At 46.2% G+C, this 20,376-nt stretch carries 19 protein-coding genes and 1 riboswitch; of the genes, 11 read left to right on the plus strand and 8 right to left on the minus strand.

Going from position 1 to position 20,376, the window contains the following annotated elements:
* Position 1: 1 nt before the first annotated feature.
* The 3 genes from thiB to mpl all read right to left on the minus strand — a co-directional run bounded on the left by thiB (position 2) and on the right by mpl (position 3,214).
* Positions 2 to 1,009 (minus strand): thiamine ABC transporter substrate binding subunit, encoded by a 1,008-nt coding sequence (gene thiB / locus M1D72_RS19935; protein WP_456296292.1) that lies wholly within the window; start codon positions 1,007 to 1,009, stop codon positions 2 to 4.
* Between the two features lie 53 nt (positions 1,010 to 1,062).
* Positions 1,063 to 1,180: riboswitch (TPP riboswitch) on the minus strand.
* Between the two features lie 46 nt (positions 1,181 to 1,226).
* The gene (locus M1D72_RS19940) at positions 1,227 to 1,847 is read right to left on the minus strand and encodes a flavin prenyltransferase UbiX (protein WP_456296293.1); all 621 of its coding nucleotides are present in this window, start codon (positions 1,845 to 1,847) and stop codon (positions 1,227 to 1,229) included.
* Positions 1,848 to 1,852: 5 nt separating this feature from the next.
* On the minus strand, positions 1,853 to 3,214 hold the full coding sequence (gene mpl, locus M1D72_RS19945) for a UDP-N-acetylmuramate:L-alanyl-gamma-D-glutamyl-meso-diaminopimelate ligase (RefSeq protein ID WP_456296294.1): 1,362 nt from the start codon (positions 3,212 to 3,214) through the stop codon (positions 1,853 to 1,855).
* A 322-nt stretch (positions 3,215 to 3,536) separates the two neighbouring features.
* Here mpl and fbp point away from each other — a divergent pair, with 322 nt between their 5' ends.
* Both fbp and ppa read left to right on the plus strand, forming a co-directional pair.
* Positions 3,537 to 4,556 (plus strand): class 1 fructose-bisphosphatase, encoded by a 1,020-nt coding sequence (gene fbp, locus M1D72_RS19950; RefSeq protein ID WP_390197411.1) that lies wholly within the window; start codon positions 3,537 to 3,539, stop codon positions 4,554 to 4,556.
* A gap of 181 nt (positions 4,557 to 4,737) precedes the next feature.
* Complete coding sequence (gene ppa, locus M1D72_RS19955) at positions 4,738 to 5,265, plus strand: inorganic diphosphatase (protein WP_390197413.1); 528 nt, start codon at positions 4,738 to 4,740, stop codon at positions 5,263 to 5,265.
* A 76-nt stretch (positions 5,266 to 5,341) separates the two neighbouring features.
* Here ppa and M1D72_RS19960 read toward each other — a convergent pair whose 3' ends face one another.
* From M1D72_RS19960 to tamA, 4 genes are all read right to left on the minus strand, one after another.
* Positions 5,342 to 5,677 (minus strand): DUF2799 domain-containing protein, encoded by a 336-nt coding sequence (locus M1D72_RS19960; RefSeq protein ID WP_390197416.1) that lies wholly within the window; start codon positions 5,675 to 5,677, stop codon positions 5,342 to 5,344.
* A 108-nt stretch (positions 5,678 to 5,785) separates the two neighbouring features.
* Positions 5,786 to 6,133 carry a gamma-glutamylcyclotransferase family protein gene (locus tag M1D72_RS19965; protein WP_456296295.1) on the minus strand — a complete coding sequence of 116 codons (348 nt, stop codon included), beginning with the start codon at positions 6,131 to 6,133 and terminating at the stop codon, positions 5,786 to 5,788.
* A gap of 44 nt (positions 6,134 to 6,177) precedes the next feature.
* The gene (gene tamB, locus M1D72_RS19970) at positions 6,178 to 9,954 is read right to left on the minus strand and encodes an autotransporter assembly complex protein TamB (protein WP_456296296.1); all 3,777 of its coding nucleotides are present in this window, start codon (positions 9,952 to 9,954) and stop codon (positions 6,178 to 6,180) included.
* Positions 9,951 to 11,666: an autotransporter assembly complex protein TamA gene (gene tamA, locus M1D72_RS19975; RefSeq protein WP_456296297.1), complete on the minus strand. Its 1,716-nt coding sequence runs from the start codon at positions 11,664 to 11,666 to the stop codon at positions 9,951 to 9,953. Before tamA ends, tamB begins: the two co-directional genes overlap by 4 nt.
* A gap of 119 nt (positions 11,667 to 11,785) precedes the next feature.
* Between tamA and msrA the strand changes: the two genes are divergently transcribed.
* The 8 genes from msrA (at position 11,786) to M1D72_RS20015 (ending at position 17,894) form a co-directional block, all read left to right on the plus strand.
* A complete protein-coding gene (msrA, locus tag M1D72_RS19980; RefSeq protein ID WP_456296298.1) occupies positions 11,786 to 12,412 on the plus strand; it encodes a peptide-methionine (S)-S-oxide reductase MsrA in 627 nt (208 codons plus the stop codon).
* Between the two features lie 145 nt (positions 12,413 to 12,557).
* On the plus strand, positions 12,558 to 13,103 hold the full coding sequence (locus M1D72_RS19985) for a YtfJ family protein (RefSeq protein WP_456296299.1): 546 nt from the start codon (positions 12,558 to 12,560) through the stop codon (positions 13,101 to 13,103).
* A gap of 82 nt (positions 13,104 to 13,185) precedes the next feature.
* Entirely contained in the window at positions 13,186 to 13,464 is a 279-nt protein-coding gene (locus M1D72_RS19990) for a DUF2607 family protein (protein WP_456296300.1), read from the plus strand.
* A 51-nt stretch (positions 13,465 to 13,515) separates the two neighbouring features.
* A complete protein-coding gene (gene zrgA, locus M1D72_RS19995) occupies positions 13,516 to 14,172 on the plus strand; it encodes a zinc uptake protein ZrgA (RefSeq protein ID WP_456296301.1) in 657 nt (218 codons plus the stop codon).
* 56 nt (positions 14,173 to 14,228) lie between these two features.
* On the plus strand, positions 14,229 to 14,936 hold the full coding sequence (locus M1D72_RS20000; RefSeq protein ID WP_456296302.1) for an ABC transporter ATP-binding protein: 708 nt from the start codon (positions 14,229 to 14,231) through the stop codon (positions 14,934 to 14,936).
* Positions 14,933 to 16,192, plus strand: coding sequence for an ABC transporter permease (locus M1D72_RS20005; RefSeq protein WP_456296303.1), 1,260 nt, complete (start codon positions 14,933 to 14,935; stop codon positions 16,190 to 16,192). Before M1D72_RS20000 ends, M1D72_RS20005 begins: the two co-directional genes overlap by 4 nt.
* Before the next feature lie 32 nt (positions 16,193 to 16,224).
* Entirely contained in the window at positions 16,225 to 16,698 is a 474-nt protein-coding gene (locus M1D72_RS20010; protein WP_456297437.1) for a DUF3299 domain-containing protein, read from the plus strand.
* Between the two features lie 299 nt (positions 16,699 to 16,997).
* On the plus strand, positions 16,998 to 17,894 hold the full coding sequence (locus tag M1D72_RS20015; protein ID WP_390197446.1) for a TIGR03899 family protein: 897 nt from the start codon (positions 16,998 to 17,000) through the stop codon (positions 17,892 to 17,894).
* 73 nt (positions 17,895 to 17,967) lie between these two features.
* Here M1D72_RS20015 and pgi read toward each other — a convergent pair whose 3' ends face one another.
* Positions 17,968 to 19,623, minus strand: a complete 1,656-nt coding sequence (gene pgi, locus M1D72_RS20020) for a glucose-6-phosphate isomerase (RefSeq protein WP_456296304.1) — start codon at positions 19,621 to 19,623, stop codon at positions 17,968 to 17,970.
* Between the two features lie 303 nt (positions 19,624 to 19,926).
* On the opposite strand from pgi, the gene M1D72_RS20025 reads away from it, so the two are divergent.
* On the plus strand, positions 19,927 to 20,346 hold the full coding sequence (locus M1D72_RS20025; protein ID WP_390197454.1) for a secondary thiamine-phosphate synthase enzyme YjbQ: 420 nt from the start codon (positions 19,927 to 19,929) through the stop codon (positions 20,344 to 20,346).
* The last annotated feature ends 30 nt before the right edge of the window (positions 20,347 to 20,376 follow it).

Below are 20,376 nucleotides of genomic sequence, written 5' to 3' on the forward strand. Positions count from 1 at the left end.
CCTATTGAGTGAGCGCATTACGCCATTCACGAATCCAAGCTTTACGTTTTTCTGCAACTTGCTGATCACTGAAACTCAGCGCTTTGCTCGGTATCGTTAAGCTCGAAAATCCTTCGGGTAACGCAACATCCATCGCGGGATACATCCAGTTGGTCGTAGGAATCACATCTTGAAATTCAGGGCTGAGAATAAACGCCATAAATTGATCGGCAAGCTGTGGATGTGCACTGCTCGCCACCTTCGCTGCCACTTCAACTTGAATGTAATGTCCTTCACTAAAATTTGCGGCAGCGTAATGATCATCTTGCTCAGCGATTAGATGATAAGCTGGTGAGGTGGTATAGGAAAGCACCATATCCGCCTCGCCCTCTAAAAACATAGAGTAAGCTTCAGACCAGCCTTTGGTTACTGTTACGGTTTTTTGAGCAAGTTGCTGCCAAGCCGCCGGGGCTTGATCTCCATAAACCGATTTCATCCATAAAAGCAGCCCCTGTCCTGGTGTTGACGTTCGCGGATCTTGATAAATGATCTTGAGATCATCACGCTTTTCGACCAATTCTTTGAGGCTAGTAGGCGGATTGGAGAGCTGAGTTTTATTGTACACAAACGCGAAGTAACCATAATCATAGGGAACGAACACCTCGTCATTCCAACCATTTGGAACCGTAACAGCTTGAGTATCAACTGAGTGTTTAGCTAGCAATCCTGTCGATTTGGCTTCACTCATTAAATTATTATCGAGCCCCAACACAATATCCGCTTTAGTACTGCTACCTTCAAGGCGTAATCGGTTGAGAATCGAGACCCCATCATCCAGCGTGACAAAGTTAACATCACACCCGCATTTAGCCTCAAATGCTTGTTCGATTTTAGGCCCTGGTCCCCAATCTGAAGCAAAGGAATCATAGGTATAAATGGTTAATGTGTTATCCGCTGCGTTCGCAGAATTAGACACGGCAGCAGTCGCCACCAAGATACTAGTAAGAAGGGTATATTTTGCGTGTTTCACGGCTCGCTCTCTTGTTTGAGCGGCACAGGCTTGAGGTTGGCTTGCGTTACTTGCAGGTATCCAGACTCAATTCCTACGCCAGCATTATCTGGTTCAGGTTTACGGGTCCCAAAGCAAGCTTTGATCTCAGCGTCATTCATCTTTGAATGATGAGCCCCCCGATGAGTTGAAACGGCATTGTAAAGGTTAATATCTGAAATGGCTATAAGTGCAGCCATTAACTGCGTTGATCATACCCCCAACGTGGTACGAGACCTTGCTCAATACCAAGATGGTCCAGCACTCGAGCCACCATAAAATCAACCAAGTCTTCGATACTGGTTGGCTGATGATAAAAACCAGGGGCGGCCGGCATAATGGTGACGCCAAGCTTTGCGAGTGTCAGCATGTTTTCAAGGTGAATCGCTGAAAATGGCGTTTCGCGCACAACCAGCACCAGCTGACCTTTCTCTTTAATCACGACATCAGCGGCGCGTTCAATCAAGTTATCGGACATGCCATGGGCGATTGAGGCCACACTACCCGCCGAACATGGGCATACCACCATCCGTTTTGGCGCCGCAGAGCCGGACGCTACAGGGGAGAACCAATCCTCTTTGCCACAAACCACCAATTGCTGAGCATCACACTGAAAATGGTCGACCAACAACTTTTGCGCGGCTTCAGGGTTAGCTGGCAATTGCAACTGATGCTCGGTGGCGAGCACGACTCGCGCAGCAGATGAAATCAGCAAGTAGACGGTATAATCAGCAGCGAGTAAGCTTTCAAGCAAGCGCAGACCATAAGGCGCACCGGATGCGCCTGTCCATGCCAAAGTGATGTGTTTTGAATCTGTCATAGAACTCATCCGTGTGCGGTTGCTAATTGCGTTAACAGCTTGTCATGAATACCTTCAAAACCACCGTTACTCATTACCAGTATTTGGTCCCCCGGATGAGCATGACGCACAATATCTGCAACAAAATCATCAATCTGGTGACCAACGAAGGCGGGCTGTAAGCAACTTTCAGCCACATCTTTCACAGACCACTCAATGTTATTAGGCTGGAATAAAAATACGCTATCCGCTTTAGCGAGCGAAGCGGCCAGCGTGTCTTTATGAACTCCACGCTTCATCGTTGCTGAGCGAGGCTCAACCACAGCAATGATTTTTTTATCTCCCACCTTGTTACGTAAACCATCCAAAGTCAGTTCAATGGCGGTTGGGTGATGGGCGAAATCATCGTACAAGGTAACCCCATTGACTTCCCCTTTCAGCTCAAGACGACGTTTAGTATTGATAAAGCGTCCAAGTGCGTCACACGCGAGTTCTGGCGTCACACCAACATGACGCGCCGCAGCGATCGCCATCAGCGCATTATCCACGTTATGATCCCCCACCAAATACCAATTCACCTGTCCCACTTTCTCATTACTGAGATAAACATCAAACTGCGAACCCTCTTTGGTGATCTTCTCGGCTCGCCAATCCCCTTGCTCACCACTGGTTTCGGTTTCACTCCAGCAACCACGACTTAAAACATCTTGCAACGCCACGTCTTTTTGCGGCATGAGAATGCGACCATTACCAGGAACAGTTCGAATTAAGTGGTGGAATTGCCGCTTGATCGCTTCAAGATCATCAAAAATGTCGGCATGATCGAACTCAAGGTTATTTGTCACAAGAGTGCGAGGGTGGTAGTGCACAAACTTAGACCGCTTATCGAAAAAAGCACTGTCATATTCATCCGCTTCCACCACAAAAAACATACTTTCGCCAAGACGCGCCGATACACCGAAGTTACCCAGTACCCCCCCGACTAAGAAACCGGGTTGATAACCGCAATCTTCTAAAATCCAAGCCAACATACTCGAGGTGGTGGTTTTACCATGGGTGCCTGCCACAGCCAGTACCCAGCGGTCATGGAGTAAAAATTCCTGCAGCCACTGCGGGCCAGAGGTGTAACGAATATTGGTATTGAGAACATGCTCAACACACGGATTTCCTCGGCTCATCGCATTACCAATGACGACAAGGTCCGGTTGAGGGTCGAGCTGAGAAGGATCAAACCCTTCAATAATTTCAATACCTTGAGACTCTAAAAGGGTACTCATGGGTGGATAAACATTGGCATCTGACCCTGTGACTTTATGCCCAAGCTGACGTGCTAGTACCGCCGCGCCCCCCATAAAAGTGCCACAAATACCCAAGATATGAATATGCATAGATTTAACCCTGTGAAAAGTCTCAATAACCTGCCCATTATCCCCATACACATCAGAAAAGCGAGTCGCTTTGATCACTCTATTGGCATTCCATGGAGCCATTGCACATTTCGTCAACATGGTGATAACAGCGACTTTTTTATGGCTCATTTTTACTGAAACGTATTTTCAAAAAAAATCAAAAACTGAGATCTCAGTCAGTTACTTCATTACCAATAAAAAGATTCGCCGCTTAAAATCGAATAGGAGGCCGAGCATAACATCCAGTAAGAGATGAGATTACGCCCCACTACCCCCACAATTGTTAATGAAAGGAAAAAACATGTCAGGATTGCGCACCCTTGGCGAGTTCATTGTCGAAAAGCAAGCGGACTTCCCCCACGCAAGCGGTGATCTTTCGTCTCTGTTAGCCTCCATTCGTTTGGCAGCCAAAATCGTCAACCGTGAAATCAATAAAGCAGGTTTGGTTGATGATATTACTGGCGCCGTCGGTACGGAGAATGTACAAGGCGAAGCTCAGCAAAAGCTCGATGTTTATGCAAACGACAAATTTAAATCCGCTTTAGAAGCTCGAGACCAAGTTTGTGGCGTTGCCAGTGAAGAGGAAGATGAAGCCGTTACGTTTAGTAAACAGCTCAACAAAAACGCCAAATACGTGGTATTGATGGATCCACTTGATGGCTCTTCCAACATTGATGTCAATGTCTCAGTTGGTACTATTTTCTCTATCTACCGCCGAGTGTCACCCATTGGAACTCCGCCAACGGAAGAAGACTTTCTTCAGCCAGGTAACAAGCAAGTCGCCGCGGGTTATGTCATTTATGGTTCGTCCACTATGTTGGTTTACACGACAGGAAATGGCGTGAATGGCTTTACTTACGACCCTTCAATGGGGACTTTCTGTTTATCTCATGAGAATATGATGGTGCCAGATGACGGCTACATCTATTCGATCAACGAAGGCAACTACATTCGTTTCCCTCAAGGCGTCAAAAAGTACATTAAGTATTGCCAAGAAAGCCAACCGGATGAGGGGCGTCCATACACTTCTCGCTATATCGGCTCGCTGGTTGCTGACTTCCATCGTAACCTTCTCAAAGGGGGTATCTACCTATACCCGAGCACCCAAAGCCATCCGCAAGGAAAGTTACGTCTGTTGTATGAATGTAACCCAATGGCATTTTTAATCGAGCAAGCAGGCGGTATTGCCTCAGACGGCAATATGCGCATTATGGACATCGACCCACAAGAGCTACACCAACGTGTGCCGTTTTTTGTCGGTTCGAAAAACATGGTTCGAAAAGTCGAAGAATTCTTGGTTAACTACCCAGATTCGGAATAAGTTCTGATTTTCTTAATACAATTCAAGTTGATCACTTGCAGCGCTTAGCTTCGTCTAAGCGCTTTTTACATAAAACTTGAAACAATTCTCGACATCGTTTATTTACACATCCTACTATTTACGGCTAAAGTGTGCGGTTGTAATTTCAGCCCAAAATAAATTTTCTAAAAGGAAACCTTCGATGAGCTTAAATAACGTACCTGCGGGTAAATCTCTGCCAGATGATATCTACGTTGTAATCGAAATCCCAGCAAACGCTGATCCAATCAAATATGAAGTCGATAAAGATTCTGGTGCGGTATTCGTAGACCGTTTCATGTCTGCTCCTATGTTCTACCCATGTAACTACGGTTACGTGAACCACACGTTATCACTTGATGGCGACCCAGTAGACGTATTAGTCCCTACTCCGCACCCATTGATGCCAGGCTCAGTGATCCGCTGCCGCCCTGTTGGCGTTCTTAAGATGACGGATGAATCAGGTGAAGATGCGAAAGTTGTTGCGGTTCCTCACACTAAGCTGTCTAAAGAATACGATCACATCAATGACGTTGATGATTTGCCAGAGCTACTGAAAGCGCAAATCAAGCACTTCTTCGAGCGCTACAAAGAGCTTGAATCCGGTAAGTGGGTGAAAGTTGACGGTTGGGAAAATGCAGAGTCTGCACGCCAAGAAATCCTAACTTCATACGAGCGTGCGCAAAAATAATTTGCTTCTCGCTTAACGATCAAAAAAGCCAGTCTTCAACGGACTGGCTTTTTTCATTGCGCTCAAAACGCGACGTTCAATCGAGACTCGCACCATCATCCCACCATAAGCCTTCTTGATATTCATCGTGGAACGCGGGATCACTGGCGCAAATGCCTTGATAACGATGACCTATCAAACCAAGATGGAAAGCATCCTGCTGGCAAAACTCGCTGCGTCCGAGCTCATAACCATCGCTGTATTCACCATAGGTTGATTGATCAACATCTAACGTGGCATTGATTTGCTTCGCCATGCCATCCATCGCTTGTTGGTAACCGAAGTCATGCCAGCTTTGCTGTGCCATTGGCATAGTCGCTTGAGTGCTACAGCCAGCAAGTACGAGTGCCGCTGCAATTAGTAATCCTTTCATTTTGTGTTCTCCCATTGATTAGACTTATACAGTATAGGTCTCGACATGTAAGAGATCACAAAACAAATGTAAATGTAATGAAAGGTAACGTAAATTAAGATAAGCAGATTACACTTTTTGCCGCCAATCTCCTGAATCAATGAGAGATTCCAGATTACTCGCATCTTGATAAAGATAAACCCATGCCAGCCCAAACGGTGTCTCTATCTGCTCACGTCGGTATTCAACCGGCACATCTTCAAGCTTATCAAGCTCAGAAAGCGTCTGATTATCGATAAGATAAACTTCGCCACGAATGGTTTGATGACCAGGAATCACCGCCGGATATGCCCCCAAATCATACAATGCGTATTCAGGGAGAGTTTGATGTGAACCAAGCAGTTCACTGTGCTCGAGTAAATGGTGATTGCTCTCTCCTTGACGCAATGTCCCATACACAAAAACCAAATGTTGCATAGCTATCCTTAAGAGCCGACTTGGCTTACTACTTGTTCTACACGTTAATCAAATTCAAACTGATATAGCAGGTCAACAGCACTGTCCAGCCCGGACACCGCTTCGACGTATAAATCTTGCATTAGACGATAACGTACCGTGAATTCACCGACGGAATCAAAAATGCCAACGCCATATTTGACCTGTAATCCCGGAAGAATATAACCGCTCACCGTCACTTGTGAATCGTCACCCGCGCCTTCAGTATCCAATTGTAAGTCTTGAACTCCAAAGGCTTCGCCGATTTCACCAACGACTTTACCACTTTGCGCCAAACTCAAACCAATCAATGCGGTTGTCATCGCGCTGCCGCCAGACTCGCTGTCGATATCCTGCCCCCGTAATAGATAAGATAGCGCATTCGCTTGCGGCATGGCGGGATCCGAGAAAATTGTCATCTGCGGTTCATCAGCAGGCCCAGTCACTTTGACGCCGGCAACCACATCATCTTGCGTTGTTTCAGGGTTACGCACCGCAGTGATGTCCACATAAGGCTGATCGACCGGACCATTCATCAAAATTTTCCCCTCACGAATCAACAAATCTTGCCCAAATGAGGTGTAGGACCCATCGACAATGTTGATTTCACCATTGACCAGCGGTCCACGATCTTTTTGCGCGACCTTAAGTGATCCTTTCAAACCGCTGTTGAGCCCAAACGCAGACAATTTAAAATCATCACCAATATTAATATCAATATTCGTTTCAATATCAAACGGCAGCTTGTCACTATCATTAATTGGCTGCAGTGACTCATCCAGCAAAACTTGATCTTTCGAGACACCTATTGCACTAGGCGGCAATTCTTCAACCGTAATCCGCCCCCAAGGAAGGTTGATTTTACCGTCAATCTTGGCATGTTGTGGCGTTACAGCAATCGTCATATCCGGTTGGACTTGTACTTTCACCATCGGCGGGTAGTCGACTTTAAGGTCATCAGCAAACACGTGAACTTGCGTATCCCAGTCGTTTAAATTTTGCCAATCGGCATCACCATCGACATTCAACTGACCGTCTGGTGTATTAATTTTAGCGCTTAGCTTGGCTTGATAGCCGCTTAAGTCTAAGACGATATCACCCGATTTCACTTCGACGGGAGCGACATCCCCTTCAAACAACAGATCTTCAATTTTGATTTGGCCGAGTACTTTGGGCTGCATCATCGGGCCGCTGATATCGACGTCCGCACTGAGCACCGAGTCCAATTGACTATACGGGCCCAATAATGGGCTGAGAAACGCCAAACTAAACCGCGATAGATTGAGTTCACCATCTAACTGCTTATTCTCAACTTTTAAGTCTGGAATAGTCAGTTTTCCGTTTAAATCCCCATTATCTGTCACTTGAATGTCCCAATCCGCCATCAGTTTGTTATTTTGGATTTGGGCATTAAATGCCATGCTATCCCAACCCAAGGTCACCGGTTTATCGGCTTTTTGGGTCACCTTTCCTTGTGGCAAGGTCACTTGCGCTTTAAGCTGCGGTGGATTTTGCGGCGTCCACTTAGCCCAAAGATTGGCATCGACACTGCCTTCAATCTTCGTGGTATCGGGAATGAACATCGCTAACTGATTAAAGTTAAACTGCTCAACGCGCAGAGTGGCTTGCCCTGAACTCCCTGCGGTTAAGTCTTTATCGAGACACAGCGCAGAATCGTCTTGACGCCAGCAGTGATGACCAACACTGACTTCAACTTTTTCGCCGTTATACGCCAGTGGCGTTGCGTGGTTTAAACGCCATTCTCCCTGTTTAGATTCGATTGTGGCGCGCTCTAATTCGCCTGACCACACTAAGTTCGGATCGAGTTGCAACTTACCGTTGAGTGCCAAGCTGGTCGACACTAAATTCGAAGCAAGGTCGAATCTCACTTGATGTTGACTCTGGCCTCCGTTGAAATCAAGGGTCGCCTCACTGACATCAATGTCTTCATACTTTGCGTTATCAATGGTTAGCGCTAACTTACCTTGTGGCGTTGGCATTGTTTTAACTAGACCGTTAAGCGTGATTTTTTCAACACTTGCTTGATTTTGCCAAGTAACGCTTTCAACCGCTAAGTTCAGCCCGACATCGGGCTCCTGCATTGCGCCTTCAAGCTTAATATCACCGGCCACTTGACCGGTTAAATCCGGAACTGTTTTTGCGAGATCGGGGAAATTCACATTCACATCCATTTGCCACTGATGATCTAATTTCCCTTTGGCTATCAACTGGTTTGGGCCGTGAGCGAGCACTAACTTCGGAGTGTCGATCTCAATGTTACCGTTGCCTTTAAGGTCTTGAGCGTGTGCTTCTCCTTGAATCGTCAAGGGGTAATCACGAAGCACACCTTGAATATTCAGTTCAGGTAAAGACACCTGCCACCCATTGTCCGCTGTAAGATGCCCTTGGGTGCGCAGTTGACCACTGATTGAACCTTCGGCTTGAGGCCACTGTAATCCTGGCTGAATATCGGTTAACTCAAGTTGCGCTTGCCAATTGACCAACTTGGCCCAATCCGCTTTTGCGCTGCCTTTAAGATGCCCCCCTAGGCTATCCACATTCAGTTCAGAAAGCGCAATATGCTGGTCATCGCCCTGTCCATTTAATTTGGCCTTGATGGCTGGAATAGCGGCGCCATCAATCTCACTGTTAAGCGAGAGTTGGTAACCATCCAAATTGCCTTGAATCTGAGCTTGAGTCCGTTGGAGTTGATACTCGCTTTCGCCAACAAGCGGCCATTGAGCATTTACATCACGCAGCGATAACTCAAAGGGTACATTCGCTTTCAGTGCTTCAACATGCCCATTGAGTTTAGCGTGAGCAGGACCCAAAAGATCAGCATTAAGCGTTAAGTCCGCGACACTTCCTGTTGCACTCACAGCAAGCTTTTGACCTTTGGCCATCGGATCTTCAATCTTTGCATTTATCTGTAGGTTGAGTGGGTAATCGCCCTTGAGGGTCGCGTTACCTTTCACTGACGCTGTCCCTTGCGGCATAGTGACATCGAGCTGTTTGAGATTGATCGATTGCTGTTTCGCGCTGACGGCTAACTTCAGCTGATTAATCTCAAGCGGCGAAGGGTCTTGCTCCAAACGGAATGACTCAATCACAAAACTAGGTACTTCAACTTGTAGCGGTAACGTCACCTCCGGCAGTACGAGAGGTTGGCGTGGCGACGTCGAAGTTGGAGGATTTACCGCAGGCGTCTCCTTGCTCTCGGCGTCACTAGGTGCCAAGCGTAATGCAATATCCCGCCACTCTGTCGGTTTTAAGCGCAGTAAGTTTCCGGAGAATTCAGCTCCTGTGACCAATTGCTTCCAACTCACCTGATTGCCCAGTAGATTAAGATTAATGTTGGCTAGGGCTAAACGTTGAACCCGCACAGGCAATGGTGCCGTAATCGAACCCAGAGGTTCATCACTTTGCGCCTGATCACTGTCTTCATCAATCACCGGCAGCTCGGGTAAATTTACGTCAAGACCACGTAGTGAAAGATTATCCACACACAGTGACGGTTCGGTAAGACAGGACAGATTAAGCGCCAGAGATAAGCGCTCAACCTTGGCATCTAAGTTTAGATCTGAGTTGTGATATTCGACGTTATGCAGCGAAAATCTTGGTAGTAGAGCGCCTTGCGCCTCACCAATCGAGAGTTCTGGTAACGCTTTATGGGCACCCCACACCGCCAGCTTTAAGCCGGGAGAAGTAAATATCAGTATCGCGACCAACACCACCAGCACAACGCACAGTGATAATAGACAAAGCGATAGCCACTTCGACCATTTGAGAACCACTTTGGTCATAGTTCAGGCCCTAAAGAGAAGTGAATTTGAAACTCGTCGCCTGAGTCAGCATCCAGCCCCCAGGCAAAGTCTAAAGCAATCGGCCCGACGGGTGAGCCCCAGCGAATCCCCATACCAACGCCATCTTTCAAAATCGGCTCATCATTAAATGCGTCACCCGTGTCATAAAATAGCGCCGCCCACCAGTTTCCTCCGAGACAATATTGATACTCTAAGGAGTTAGTTAGTAAGTACTTCGCCCCTGTCAACGCGCCACTTGAGTCTCTTGGTGAAATCGATTCGTAACCGTAACCTCGTAAGCTATTGTCACCACCAGCGAAAAAACGCAGCGATGGGGGCAGCTTATCAAACTCTTCAGTTAAGTTTACCCCACCACTAATACGCCATAATCCGCGATGATTTTCGTTCAAACTGCGAATCCACGAACTGCTACCAATAATACGCAATACTGATGTTTCCGATAATGCATAGCGGTCACCGTATTCAAAAGTGACACTCTGTTTATCCCCCCAATACGGCATGGCACTACCACGGGTTCTTGTTCGGCTAAAAGAGAGCCCCGGCATAACAAATTGCCCGGCATCATCTTGCAAACCTTGCTCATAGTTTTCGACCAAGTACCGAATATAAGCGGTCGTGTGCCAACCGGTCTCTTTCACCCAATGACGTTCAAACTGGAGATTCGACTCCAAGCTATTGGTGTCGCGATTATCGACTTTTTTCATTCCGTATTGAATGCGATAGTACTGATGAAGCACGTCATCAAGCGGAATACGATACCCTGCGGTAATGGTCTGCTCTGGCTTGGACAGTGAAAAGCTACTATCAAAACTATGCCCACGTGAATTAACCCAAGGTTTGTTCCACTTCAGGGAACCTCTTACCCCAACATCGGTGGAATAACCAATACCCGTTTCCAGTTGATTGCGGGATTGCGGTGCAAGCGAGACATTGATGGGTAATTCACGATCATCGCCGAGATCACTGAGATCGGGTTCAACCACTATCGACGAGAACCAGTCGGTGTTGGAAAGGTTTGAGTTAAATTTCCCCACTTTGGAGACCAAATAGGGTTCACCCCGTTTGTAGGGTTGTAGAGAGTGCACTCGATCCAATTCAATTTGGCTACCATCGATATGCGTTTGCCCAAAGTGATAGCGCATGCCGCTGTCAAAATGAAGACGCACAAAAGCTTGGTTACGCTGCGGAGAGACCTCCAAGCGACTGGCTGTATATTTGGCGTTAAAATAGCCCTTTTTCAACGCCATATTACGCAGTTGTGACTTCAAAGAATCATACTGGCTGTGGTTAAGCACCTCTCCCACTTGGAGTGGACTCCGTTCTATCGCCTGCGTAAAATCTTTGTCTGTTTGGGCTTCGCCAGTCAGTTCAATGTCCAACTCAGCAATACGCGTTGGCTCACCTAAGTCGATATTAACCGTCAGCGTTTGCTCGGCTTTAGAAAAAACAAAACTGAACGTCGCGTTGTAGTAACCCACAGCGTTGAGTGCTTCGTTAATGCTATCTTGAACTCGAGATTGAAAGCGCAAATCGGCCGAATAGTCTTTTTGCGGAATGGAGGACAGATATACGTCGACATTGCGCTGTACGCTGCCATCTAACCCGTTAACAACAAGGTCAATATCTTTCGCATGAGCCATAGTCGACAGACATGAAATCGCGATAAAAACTGGCAATGACTTTGTGAACATGCTTAATTAACGGCTATCCATAGTACGTACCCAAATGATAACGTTAGTCTAATGATAAGTCTGTACGAAAACAGTCAATTAACGTTGTAGATGTAAGAATTAAGAGTAAGGACAGTCACATGCACAAAAAACAAACAATGGTTTCGGCTGAAGAAGCCCTTCCTGGACGCACTACGCCTTTAGTTGTCGATGATACGCATTTTATTAACCAAAGTAGTTTAAGCGCACAGCATCAAGGTGAACAGCAACAAATCTTACTTGGCATGGGTTGCTTTTGGGGGGCAGAGCGTCTCTTTTGGCAACTTGATGGGGTGGTTAGCACCTCGGTTGGCTACGCTGGCGGTTACACACCAAACCCGACTTATGAAGAAGTATGTACAGGTCAAACTGGTCATGCTGAGGTTGTTCGGGTTGTTTTTGATCCTAAGACCATCTCTCTAGAGCAACTGCTGCATCACTTCTGGGAGCGTCACGATCCCACTCAAGGCATGCAGCAAGGCAACGATCTCGGTACTCAATATCGCTCAATCATCTTTACTTACAGCGAAGCGCAACACGAACAAGCACTGGCTTCAAAACAACAATATCAAACGCTACTGGGCGCAGATAAACCGATTACAACAGAAATCCTTCCCGCTGGGGACTATTACTACGCTGAAACCTACCACCAACAATATCTGGCTAAGAATCCAGAAGGCTATTGTGGTTTAGGTGGCACTGGTGTGTGTTTCCCACCAAACCTATAAGCGGCGAGAAGTAATGAAAAAGGAGCGCTTTGTGTGCTCCTTTTTTGATCCTCCTAGCAATCTGCCGGATTAAGCAGCCTGACAAAAACCGCTGTAATTCTTTTGTGGTTATACTTTGTGCGCTTATTCAAAAGGAAGCAACATAATGAAAATTAAAACACTACTCTCTCTTTTATTTATCTGCTCTCCCGTCCTAGCGCATAACATCGAACTTGGCCACAACGTACCAAGTGTTAATGTTGACCGCTATGGTGAAGTCATTTTGAAGGGAAAAGACACGGCTTATCAAACTTGGCAAAGCCAGCAGATGACAGGCAAAGTCCGCGTCATTCAGGCAATTGCTGGTCGCAGCAGTGCCAAAGAAATGAATGCACCACTCATGTCCGCGATTACCGACGCTGATTTTCCTAAGCAGGACTATCAAACCACCACCATAATCAATCAAGATGACGCAATGTGGGGGACTGGTTCATTTGTAAAGTCCTCGGCTGAAGACAGTAAACAAGAGTTTTCTTGGTCATCCATTGTGTTGGATGAAGATGGTATTGTTGCAAGTACTTGGCAACTCAAACCGGAATCATCAGCGATTGTCGTGCAGGACAAAAAGGGCCAAGTGTTATTTGTCAAAGAAGGTCCATTAAGCGATGCAGAGATTGAACACGTCATCAAACTAGTAAGGCAAAGCTTGTAATTTTATAGAAGTTTTTGCGGCAACCACTAAGCTGTTATAGTATAACAGCTTAGTGTCTAGCGTATGGCGATGGTTTGATAAAGTGAAATTAAAAACAGTAAAGCTGCTTAGCGTTTGTGCAGTACTACTTACACTGTGGCTTAATTTCGCTGCTATTGAGCATAACTTAGACCTCGTGGCTGAGCATCATCTTCACCACGATTGTCAGCTGTTTGCTAACGCGCAACATGCCACCTGTAACGGCAGTTTCATCTGGCATGACAACTCTGTTCCCGAGCGTCACTCCCATACACAAGAAACCCTCTCAGCATTTGCCACCTACTTTAACTACCAACCCCGCTCTCCTCCGTTATCTGTTTGACATCTTAACTTGCTATAACCACTTTAAAATACAAACAAATAAGGAAATGATATGTCTTCGTACACATCACTAGCACTGGCAATTGGGCTGGTAGTAAGCACCAGCGCCCTGGCCAACGAAGAATACCGCCAGCATGAAGCTCATGTACATGGTCACGTCGAATTGAACATTGCGCAAGATGGCAACGAACTTTTAGTTGAAATTACCGCGCCGGGTGCTGATGTTGTTGGGTTTGAACACCAGCCAAACACCGATGAGCAACAGCAGCAACTCGAGCAAGCCATTGCGCTGTTAAATAAACCGAACAATGTCTTGCAACTGAGCCAGCAAGCTGACTGCCAGCTTGAACATCACGAAGTAAGGCATACACTTGGTGGTGAAGCACATCACGACGAAGACCATGATCATGATGAGCACCATGACCATGATGAGCACCATGACCATGATGAGCTCCATGAAGAAGAGCATGATTCTCATCATCACGATGACGCACATGAGCATGAGCATGAGCATGAGCATCATGGTAGTCACGGTTCATTTAGTGTGGAATACCATTATCAATGTGGTGATTTTAATCAACTCAAACAGATTAATACTTCATGGTTTACGCACTTCACACACACAGAAAAACTTGACGTTAATCTGCTCACCGATTCGCTACAAACAGCCCTGTCTCTAACCCCAGACAATACGGTGATTAAGTTGTAATTGGATAAACACCAACCTCTTCTGAGGTTGGTGTGTTGTGAAGGACCCCACTTGTTATGAGTATTTCAACTAACGCCAAGGTGATTGAACTCGAAAACGTACGTTTTGCATGGCAAGCCAATAGTGAACCGACCCTAATCATTGATGAACTGGCTATCGAACGAGGTGAGCACGTGTTTATCAAAGGACCTAGCGGCTGCGGTAAATCGACACTACTGAGCTTGCTGACGGGCATCAACCACACACAAAGCGGAAACGTAACCGTTCTTGGTCACGATCTCACTGGTTTAAATGGCCGTCAGCGCGATCTGTTTCGTGCTGAACATATTGGCTATATCTTTCAGCAATTCAATTTGCTGCCATACCTCAACGTGCTTGAAAACGTTACGCTACCTTGTCAATTTTCGGCAAAGCGCAGACAACGAGTCGATGGCGACCTCAATCACCAAGCCAGGCAGTTGCTTAAGCGCTTACATCTGCCTGAAACTTGTATTGATAAACCCGTGGTGACACTCAGTATTGGTCAGCAGCAACGTGTGGCAGCAGCGCGTGCCTTGATTGGTCAGCCACCGCTGATTATCGCCGATGAACCCACGTCATCACTCGATTACGACAACCGCAGTGCATTTATTGAATTACTGCAAGAGCAGGTCTCGCAAGCCGACGCCACTTTGCTCTTTGTTAGCCATGATCCAACGCTCGAACCTCTCTTTGATCGCACGATTGCCCTTGCCGATATCAACCAAGCAGGGAGAGTGTCATGAAAACGACGTTAAACTTGGCATGGAAAAGCGTGGCTAACCGTAAAGCCACTGCAATGCTCACCATCTTGACCGTGGCGATCTCCGTGGTCTTACTGATGGGGGTTGAACGAATTCGTACGCAAGCGAAAAGCAGTTTTGCCAATACGATTTCAAGCACTGACTTAATTGTTGGCGGGCGTTCAGGACAAGTAAACTTGCTGCTTTACTCGGTATTTCGCATTGGTAATGCCACCAATAACATCGACTGGAAAAGCTACCAAGAGTTCGCACAAAACCCAGCCGTCAAATGGGCAATTCCAATTTCATTGGGCGACTCCCACCGTGGCTTTCGCGTCATGGGTACCAATCATAGCTATTTCGAGCATTACCGTTATGGTCAAAAACAGCCATTAGAATTCACTCAAGGTCATGAGTTTAATGGTTTATTTGATACGGTTATTGGCTCTGATGTCGCTAAATCTTTGGGCTATCATGTAGGCAGTGAAATCATCATTGCTCACGGTATTAGTGACGTCGCCTTTAGTCGTCACGATACATTACCGTTTAAAGTGGTGGGAATTCTGGCACCAACCGGAACCCCGGTAGACAAAACTGTGCATGTCTCGCTTGAAGCCATTGAAGCCATTCATGTTGGCTGGGAATCTGGGGCGCACTTAGGCAACACGCCAGATGCCAAGACCTTGCGTGAGCGCGACTTTACACCCAATCAGATTACCGCCATGTTATTGGGACTTAAATCGAAAATTCAGACATTTTCACTGCAGCGACAAATTAATACCTATCCCAAAGAACCGCTCAGTGCGATTATTCCAGGCGTAGCTCTTCAGGAGTTATGGGGCATGATGTCAGTAGCTGAACAGGCGTTGATGGCGGTTTCCATCTTTGTGGTGGTCTCCGGCCTACTTGGCATGCTAAGTAGCCTCTTAACCAGTCTCCAAGAGCGACGCCGAGAGATGGCAATTCTGCGAGCCATGGGGGCTCGACCAAGGCATGTCTTTACTCTATTAGTTCTGGAAGCAAGTGTTCTCACCAGCATTGGTATTGTCGTTGGCATTGCCCTGCTCTACGCACTGTTGGCGGTTGCACATCCGTTAATTCAGCATCAATACGGAATTAACGTCGCCATGACCTCTATTACCTCACATGAGTGGCTGCTTATCGGCTGCGTTCAATTGGCAGGTATGGTTATTGGCTTTATTCCGGCTTTTCGAGCCTATCGCCAATCACTCAGTGATGGCATGACAATTAGGATTTAATCATTATGCTCAAACCGTTTTTTACTCGGCTTATGACCATCATCAGCTTAACCATGGTCACGACATTTGCCCAAGCTGAGGTTCTAGACCTCAACTGGATCGATTTGATTCCACAAAATGAACGCAACCAATTTGACGCTAACGGAATGCCTATGCCCAACCATGACGGTGGCGCGGCGAAACAGTCTCAAATCGGTGGGACGCGCTCTGAACTCAATGGTAGCCAAATCAAAATACCTGGATTTGTGATTCCGCTAGAAGGGGATGAAAACACAGTCACTGAATTCTTGTTAGTCCCTTACTTTGGTGCCTGTATTCATGTTCCGCCACCGCCACCGAACCAAATTATCTATGTTAAGTTCCCACAGGGCGCTCCCGTTCAGCAACTTTGGGATGTTATTTATTTGGTGGGAACATTGAAAACAGAATCCATCAGTACCGACTTGGCAACAACCGCTTATGTGGTTGAAGGCCAACGTATTGAAGTCTATGAGGATGGCGAATAAGGTTTTCGTTCAAAAGTGTGCAATAAGCGCCTGTTGAGCGCCTGAGTTATTGAATATAATCTGAGAGGTAAGCTAATGCCCCAACATAGATTGAAAATACTAGGGCAATCGACAGGTGTTTTTTTATTTTACTCATAGTCGTATTTCATCGATTACTAAAATAATAATAACAATTTTAACAAGTTATTATCATTTATGGTAGCGTATTTTTCGAAACAACATCACACGCTTTCGATGGCGAGTTACTCAATGACTCGCTAGAGTAAAATTTCTCATAGCCAGCAAACTGAGTAGAGTGCATGACAGATCCCAAACAACCGGTGATCATCGATCATCAAGCCGATGAATCCCCTCGTTACGAAAAAAAATCCAATTACATCAAAGAGAGTGGAGACCGGATTGAAAGCATCGCACGTCATCACGGCTTAGACGCCCTGCTCTCGTCGCAGAAACCAGAAAAAACGACGCTCGAACGGGCGCTCGTTCGCGAACGCAAACGGAAAGAACAGCAACAAAAAAACCTCGAAAAGATTCTGAAAGTCGCTTATGCCTCGTGCAAAAAAGAAACCGCTGGTGATCCCGACCAAGATTGGCTCCAGCGTTTTTTTGACATGGCAAAAGACATTCACAACACCTCAATGCAAAAGTTGTGGGCGCAAGTGCTCAAACGCGAAGTGACCAATCCTGGCTCAACCTCAATGAAGGCGCTGCAGATTCTCAAAGACATGACGCCAAAAGAAGCACAAATTCTTCAACGCGTCGCCTCTCTTTCGTGTCATTTTGGCGCCGATAGCAGCTTAAAGTTCCTCATTGGTTTACGTGCGCAAGGCGGTATTTTCAGCTTTGGTAAACGCAACTTAACCAATAACCTCAATCTTGGTCATTTTCAGTTGAATTACTCCAGCCTGTTGGTGTTGTTTGAACTTGGTATCATGCATGCTACAGAACTCGAGTCAGGTGAAATTGGGCTTGAAACACCCCTCTCCCTAGGTTACCAAGGAAAAAATCTATCACTGCAGGCGCAAAACCGTGGCGTTCATCTGCTGTATTATCGCTTTACACCCACGGGAAACGAGCTGTGTAAACTGCTGGGTAACAAACCCAACATGCAATACTACGATGAAATGGTGGCTCTACTGAGCCAGAAATTCTCCGTACATACCGATGTGCAATCCACGATTCACCACACCGTTTAGTCACGGCACATCGTGATTTACACCGATAAAAAAAGAGCGCTCATGGAGCGCTCTTTTCTATACAAACGTCAACTTATTGCGCTTTATACGCTTTAAATGCGTTGATAAGGCCGTTGGTTGAACTATCGTGGCTCGTCACTTTCGCATCATCAGCCAGTTCAGGAAGAATTTGGTTTGCTAGCTGCTTACCAAGTTCAACACCCCATTGGTCAAAAGTGAAGATATTCCAAATCACACCTTGAACAAAGATTTTATGCTCATACATAGCAATCAAGTTACCTAGTGTGCGAGGCGTAATCTCTTTAACCAAAATTGAGTTGGTTGGACGGTTACCTTCAAATACTTTAAATGGAACCAGCTCTGCCACTTCTTCAGCCGATTTACCTGCCGCTTCCAATTCAGCTTTTACGGTTTCAGCCGATTTACCAAACGCTAATGCTTCGGTTTGAGCAAAGAAGTTAGACATCAGTTTTTGATGATGATCGCCCGTTGGGTTGTGGCTGATAGCCGGTGCGATAAAGTCACAAGGAATCAGTTTTGTACCTTGGTGAATTAACTGATAGAACGCATGTTGGCCATTGGTGCCTGGCTCACCCCAGATAATTGGGCCAGTTTGATAAGTCACTGGGTTACCATCACGGTCCATAAACTTACCATTCGATTCCATATTGCCTTGTTGGAAGTAGGCAGCAAAGCGATGCATGTATTGGTCGTAAGGAAGAATCGCTTCTGACTCAGCACCGTGGAAGTTATTGTACCAAATACCAATCAACGCCAGAATCACCGGAATGTTGCTTTCAAGCTCAGTGGTCGCGAAATGCTTATCCATCTGATGAGCGCCATCAAGTAACTCAACGAAGTTATCAAAGCCAATAGAAAGCGCAATAGAAAGACCGATTGCAGACCATAGAGAATAGCGACCACCAACCCAGTCCCAGAATTCAAACATGTTGTCAGTATCGATGCCAAATTCAGATACCGCAGTGGCGTTAGTTGAAAGCGCAGCAAAGTGCTTAGCCACGTGTGCTTGGTCACCTGCGGTGGCCAAGAACCAATCACGAGCCGTGTGGGCATTCGTCATCGTTTCTTGAGTAGTAAATGTTTTAGAGGCGATCAAAAACAGGGTTGTTTCCGGGTTTAATGGCTTCAATGTTTCAACAATATGAGTACCATCAACGTTAGACACAAAATGCATGTTCAGATGGTTGGTGTAAGGAGCAAGCGCTTCAGTCACCATATATGGGCCAAGGTCAGAACCACCGATACCAATATTCACAACGTCAGTAATTGCTTTACCTGTATACCCCTTCCATTCACCGCCGATCACGCGATCTGTAAACGATTTGATTTTATCCAACACAGCGTTAACTGCTGGCATAACATCTTCACTATCAACCACGATTGGCGTGTTGCTGCGATTGCGAAGCGCCGTATGCAGCACAGCACGACCTTCCGTACGGTTGATTTTCTCACCGCTGAACATCGCTTCAATGGCTGACTTTAGCTCTGACTCTTTTGCCAAAGCAAAAAGGTGAGTCAAGGTCTCTTCATTGATTAGGTTCTTAGAGTAATCAACTAGAATGTCAGAACCAAACTGAGCAGAATACTGCTCAAAACGCTGTGGGTTTTGGGCAAACAGGTCTTGTAAATCCATGTCCTGTGCCGATTCAAAGTGGGCAGTCAGCGCTTTCCAAGCTTGAGTCTGAGTTGGATTGATGTTTTTCAGCATAATATGCGTCCCGAAGTTACAGTGGTCTCATTCTAAGCCAAGCATAAATCATCGCTACACTTGGTAGAACTCCCGATTTTTAGAATAGAAAAAAGTTTGGTCTCTGCGACGTTAAGTGTCAGCAAAAACTTTGTAATTAATTTTCAATGTGCAATTATGACCCAGCTATGTTGCACCATCATTGAGATATATCACGATAACTTAGATAGGCGTTACTAAGCAATGTCACTGAGTAATATAGGCAAGTGGACTCAACATAGCGTCTAACGATTGATTTGCCAAATGAATTATCAAGGATTCAATATGTGGAAACAGAAAAGCATTCAACTTAGGGCTCGTTCTCGCGGTTTTCACCTAGTCACTGATGAAATTGAACAACAAATTCCCGAGATTTCTGACTACTCTGTCGGAATATTACACCTATTCATTCAGCACACATCCGCCAGTTTGACCATCAATGAAAACGCCGATCCCACGGTACGCTCGGATATGGAAAAACACTTCAACCATTCGGTTCCAGAACGTGCACCTTATTACCAACACACTTATGAAGGCGACGATGATATGCCGGCCCATATAAAGACGTCGACCCTTGGCTGCAGTCTCACGATTCCTATAGCCAATGGACGTCTCGCTTTAGGTACTTGGCAAGGGATCTACTTAGGTGAGCATCGCGACTACGGTGGTCAGCGCCGCTTAATCGCGACGTTACAAGGGGAATAACCGTCGTCAAAAAAGAGGCTTGAAGCCTCT

The sequence above is a fragment of the Vibrio sp. AK197 genome (assembly GCF_053903115.1).